At 65.4% G+C, this 4548-nt stretch carries 4 protein-coding genes and 1 pseudogene; 2 read left to right on the forward strand and 3 right to left on the reverse strand.

Annotated features, from left to right (window positions below; translation table 11 throughout):
• Positions 1 to 113 precede the first annotated feature (113 nt).
• On the forward strand, positions 114 to 1295 hold the full coding sequence (gene hemW, locus VL752_RS02645; RefSeq protein ID WP_325352190.1) for a radical SAM family heme chaperone HemW: 1182 nt from the start codon (positions 114 to 116) through the stop codon (positions 1293 to 1295).
• A 7-nt stretch (positions 1296 to 1302) separates the two neighbouring features.
• Here hemW and VL752_RS02650 read toward each other — a convergent pair whose 3' ends face one another.
• The 3 genes from VL752_RS02650 to VL752_RS02660 all read right to left on the reverse strand — a co-directional run bounded on the left by VL752_RS02650 (position 1303) and on the right by VL752_RS02660 (position 4168).
• Complete coding sequence (locus tag VL752_RS02650) at positions 1303 to 2373, reverse strand: calcium:proton antiporter (protein ID WP_325352187.1); 1071 nt, start codon at positions 2371 to 2373, stop codon at positions 1303 to 1305.
• A 61-nt stretch (positions 2374 to 2434) separates the two neighbouring features.
• On the reverse strand, positions 2435 to 3127 hold the full coding sequence (locus VL752_RS02655) for a TetR/AcrR family transcriptional regulator (RefSeq protein WP_325352188.1): 693 nt from the start codon (positions 3125 to 3127) through the stop codon (positions 2435 to 2437).
• A 72-nt stretch (positions 3128 to 3199) separates the two neighbouring features.
• Positions 3200 to 4168 (reverse strand): DMT family transporter, encoded by a 969-nt coding sequence (locus VL752_RS02660; RefSeq protein ID WP_325352189.1) that lies wholly within the window; start codon positions 4166 to 4168, stop codon positions 3200 to 3202.
• 138 nt (positions 4169 to 4306) lie between these two features.
• On the opposite strand from VL752_RS02660, the pseudogene hrcA reads away from it, so the two are divergent.
• Positions 4307 to 4548, forward strand: a pseudogene (gene hrcA, locus VL752_RS02665) (heat-inducible transcriptional repressor HrcA); the annotation flags it as partial.

Consider the following 4548-nt stretch of genomic DNA (forward strand, 5'->3'; position numbering starts at 1 on the left):
CCCATCCATTCGATCAAGAGCCAGAGATGGGGTGGGTCCTGTCCTTGTCGATTGGCAAGGCCGTTCGCGCTGCCTAGAGGTTGCGCATGACCCCCGCGATCATGACCCGGCAGATGGACAAGGCGGCCGGCGCCGCACCGGCGGGCGCCGAGCCGCTCGCCCTCTACGTCCACTGGCCCTTCTGCCTCGCCAAATGCCCCTATTGTGACTTCAACAGCCATGTGCGGGAGGTGATTCCAGAGACGCGCTTCCGCGCCGCACTCCTGGCCGAACTCGAATGGGAGGCGACGCGGCTCGGCCCCCGGCCGCTGCGCTCCATCTTCTTCGGCGGGGGCACGCCGAGCCTGATGTCCCCCGAAACGGTCGGCGCCCTCATTGCCCGGGCGCGGGCGCTTTTTGCCGCCGCGCAGGATCTGGAGATCACGCTCGAAGCCAATCCGACCAGCATCGAGGCCGGACGTTTCCAGGGCTATCGTGATGCCGGGGTCAACCGCATTTCGGTTGGAATTCAGAGCCTGAACGATGAGGATCTCCGCCGTCTCGGCCGCCAGCATTCCGCCCCCCAGGCGATCGCCGCCCTGGAACTGGGGCGAAAACTGTTCCCGCGCATCTCCTTCGACCTGATTTATGCCCGGCCTGGCCAGACCGAGGCCGCCTGGAGGGCGGAGCTGGCCCAGGCCCTGGATCTCGCGGCCGATCACCTCTCGCTCTACCAACTCACCATTGAACCAGGCACGGTCTATGAGGGGTTGCATCGCCGGGGCGAGATCGTGTTGCCGGACGAAGAGACGGCGGCGCGGCTGTATGAGGTCACGGTATCGGAGGCGGCGCGTTACGGGCTGCTTCCCTACGAAGTCTCGAACTACGCGAAGCCCGGTTCCGAGAGCCGGCACAATCTGGCGTATTGGCGCTACGGCGATTACGCCGGCATCGGGCCCGGGGCGCATGGCCGTCTCAGCCTGGCCGGGGGGCTGATTGCCACCCGCCGCCATCGTGCTCCGGAAATCTGGGCGGAGCGGGTCGAGCAGCAGGGCCACGGTTCAGGTCAGGATACGGTTGTGACCGCGGCCGAGCGGGCGCAGGAGATGCTGCTTATGGGCTTGCGGCTTTCCGAGGGCGTCTCCGCCGCGCGATTTGCGGCGCGGACGGGTATGCCCCTCATCAAGGCGCTCGATCCTGGGATTCTCGCGGCCGCGATCGAAGAGGGCTATCTCGAGCAGGAGGGGGACCGCCTGCGCGCAACGCCCGAGGGGCGAATGCGGCTCGACGCGCTGCTCGCGGCGCTTTTGCTCTGAACCCCTCTCAGGGTACGACGGCAAAGAACAGAAAAACCGCGAAAACGGCGAGGTGAATGGCTCCCTGCAGAATGGAGGTGCGGCCGGTCGCGACCGTCAGGGTGCTGAGCAGCAGGGTCAGCGCCAGAAGCACGGTCTCCTTCTGATCGAGGCCGAGGGTCAGCGGCTGGGCGATCAGGATCGAGACCGTCGCCACCACCGGAATAGTGAGGCCGATGCTGGCAATGGCCGAACCAAAGGCCAGGTTGAAGCTTGTCTGTAGCTGATCGCGCCGCGCCGCGCGCATCGCCGCGAGGCCTTCCGGTAAGAGGACGAGGGCGGCGATGACGACGCCGACCACGGATTCCGGTGCGCCCGACTGAGCGACGACCGCTTCCACGCTGGGCGACAGGCCCTTTGCCATGCCGACCACGGCGACGAGGGAGAGGACCAGCAGGCCGAGGCTGAGCAGCGTCAGCTGCATCGTCGGGGGTGCCACCTCATGCACATCGGCGGTCTCGTTCTCGGGCAGAAAATAGGCGCGGTGGCGCACCGTCTGTACGAAGACGAAGACGCCATAGAGGACCAGGGATTCGATGGCGACGAATTTGAGCTGGGCGACGGAGAAGGTCGCCCCTGGCGCGGTGGTGTAGTTCGGCAGGACCATTGTCAGCACGGAAAGCGCCGCCAGCTCGGCGAGCGCGCCGTTGGCGCCCTGGATGCGGAACTCCTGCTCGCCATGCCGCGCCGCGCCGATCAGCGTACAAATACCCACCACGCCGGTGCAGACGATCATGACCGCGGAGAAGACGGTATCCCGCGCGAGGGCGGCCTTTTCGGCCCCGCCGCTCAGCATGACGGAGACGATCAGCGCTACCTCGATGATGGTGACGGCGACGGCCAGCACAAGCGTGCCGAAGGGTTCGCCGACCTTGTGGGCGATGACTTCCGCGAAATGCACGGCGGCGAAGACGGCGCCCCCCAGTGCGAGGATGAACAGCGGCAGCAGGAGGCCGCTGACCGGCAAGACGGCCTTGAGTCCGAGCAGCAGCCAGGCCAGGAGGGGGAAGGCCCAACTCCACCAGGGGATTGTTTTCACGCGCTCGCTCTCCGCTCGGCTTTCTCTCTTGGAAGCCTGAAGCGCAGGCCGGGGTCAATCGTTACTGAGCGATGGAAGCCCGATCAGCGGCGAACTCGCGCATGAAGATTGCGATAGCGGAGTGGATGCGGGCGCTGACCATCTGCTCGGTCGGCGGCCCGCCGATCTCGGCGAGCTGGCGCCAGTGGAAGGCGCCGATCGCGAGGGAGACCAGCATCGAGACCGCCTCGGGCAGGTCTGGCAGACGAAAGACGCCCCGTGCGGCCTGCGCGCCGAGCCAGGCTCCGAGGTTTTCCTCAAGCCGCAGGCAATGATCCTTGAAGATCTTGCTAACCTCGGGGAGCTTGCCGGCGCTGGCAAGGACAAGCCGGCAGAGTGCGACATGGTTCGGAGCCAGGACCTGCTTCGCCAGATGGCGCAGCATATGCTCGAGCGCCGCCTCCGGCGGCTGGGCCTCGACCGAGGGCAGAGGGGCGGGCACCGTCAGCCGATCCAGCAGCAGCGCGCGGACGAGCTCGGTCTTGGAAGCGAAGACCTGGTAGATCGTCTTCTTTGACATGTTGGCGGCGCGGGCGATGTCCGACATGGTTGTGCCGGCATAGCCGCGGGTCAGGAACATGTCCTCTGCGGCCGCGAGAAGCATCGCTCGGCGTACATGATCGGGGATTGCCCGAGGATGCCGCGCTTCGGCTTGGGGAGCGGCAAAGCTCGGAAGCACCGGGCTTGCCTCGATCCAGTCCATCACGATACGCACCTTTCACAATCGATCCGGTGGAGCGATCATGGGCCTGGCACCCAGATTTGTGTTCGGCGAATTTTGGTTGCTTTAGCTTTTCTTAAGCTTTCCCGCGAGGGAAGTGCTGACCGGCGAAGTCCCTGGACCGCGCATCTCTCCCATCACCACCATCCCGCCGCTGAGCAGGATGAGGCCGGCGCCGAAGAAGACGCCAAGTGCCGGGATGTCGCCGAACAAGCAATAGCCGAAGACAAAACTCCAGAGCAGGCCAGAGAATTCCATGGGTGCTACGGCGCTCGCCTGCGCCAGGCGCACGCTCTTGATGAGCAGGAGCTGTGCCGCGGTGGAGAGGAAGCCCAGGCCGAGCATCAAGAGCAGCGCCGGCAGGCTCGGCGTCTTCCATAGAAAGGGCAGCGTGATTCCGCAGCCGACGAGAAAGAGGAGGGCGATGACGAAGACCTGGTCCCAGCCGCGCAACTCGGCCGAGATCTGGCGCATCAGGATCATCGCGTAGGCCCAGATGATGGCCGCAAGGCCGACGCAGAGCGCGGGCAGGACCGGGTTAGAGCCATGCGGCCGCGCCGCCAGGAGCACGCCCAGGAAGCCGATACCGAGGGCGACCCAGCGGACGACCGTTACCCGCTCGCCGAGCAGAGGGCCAGCCATGACGGCGATCAGCAGCGGACTCGCAAAATAGATGGTGATCATCTCGGCGAGACCGAGATAGCGGGCGGATGAGTAGTAAAGCAGCCAGGCGGCGAAGGTCAGGAAGGCGCGCAGCAGAAGTTTGCCCCGCATGGGGGAGAAAAGCCCCCGCGTCACCACGCCGCGTCCGCCAAGGGAGAGGCAGAGCACCACCACCGTCAGGCTGCGCATGAAGAGGATTTCCGGTGCATCGATTTTCGCGACCAGAAGCTTCACCAGCGCATCATGGAGGGAGAAGGCGAAATAAGCGATCAGCGCCAATAGCAGGCCGGCCGCGGTCGGGCGCTGTTCGAGGCGTGCCCGCAGCTCTGACCAAGCTGTGTCCAGACCGAACCCACGCGCCGTTCGCCGCATTGCGCTCCCCCCCGAGCAGCCATGATTGCCACGATCGTCATGGCTTGAAGCACTCTTGTTGCTGCATGGCAGAGGCTTTGCTTGCAAAGCATATTTGATCGGCCAGACAGCAAGCCCCTTTGTGTCGTAGGATTAGCGATGGATAAAAACGGCCGCCCGTTTCCGCCTTACCCGCCCGCCATTCTTCCGCAGGGATTGGACAGCCGCTCCGCCGCCGTTCTGCGCGAAATCGTCGAGCAATATGTCGAGACAGGGGAGCCGGTGGGCAGCCGCACGCTCTCGCGTCGTCTGCCGCTGGCTCTCTCGCCAGCCACTATCCGCAACGTCATGGCCGATCTGACCGATGCCGGGTTGCTCTACGCGCCGCATACCTCGGCCGG

It is taken from the genome of Acidisoma sp., from assembly GCF_035492295.1.
Classification (GTDB): domain Bacteria; phylum Pseudomonadota; class Alphaproteobacteria; order Acetobacterales; family Acetobacteraceae; genus Acidisoma.